Raw genomic sequence first — 244 nt, 5'->3', positions numbered from 1 at the left:
GATCCAGTCGTACACCACGTCTGGAATCACCAAAAAACCGTGCTTACCATAAGCGCGGTTTTTTCTTTTTATCGGCTCCAAAAGTTCCACCACTTTTTTTGTTGTGTAGCTGCTATCATTTTTTTTGTTTCTTGTGTATCTCTTATTAGATGCATTAAATCTTGGTCACGTTTATCCAGCTTTTTATCCAGGTATGTTTGTTGCTCCTGGAGTTTAGCAAATAAGGCTTTATTAAATTCTTCTT

1 protein-coding gene is annotated in these 244 nt (G+C 36.9%); it reads right to left on the bottom strand.

Translation table 11 applies throughout. The features are described 5' to 3' along the window. Positions 1-68: 68 nt before the first annotated feature. The gene (locus tag EP747_RS25015) at positions 69-179 is read right to left on the bottom strand and encodes a DUF3967 domain-containing protein (protein ID WP_268895692.1); all 111 of its coding nucleotides are present in this window, start codon (positions 177-179) and stop codon (positions 69-71) included. Positions 180-244 lie beyond the last annotated feature (65 nt).

This window comes from Gottfriedia acidiceleris (assembly GCF_004138285.1).
In the GTDB taxonomy this organism is placed as follows: Bacteria; Bacillota; Bacilli; order Bacillales; family Bacillaceae_G; genus Gottfriedia; species Gottfriedia acidiceleris_A.
The sequence above is the reverse complement of the archived record's forward strand: the minus strand, read 5'-3'. Positions and strand labels throughout refer to the sequence as shown.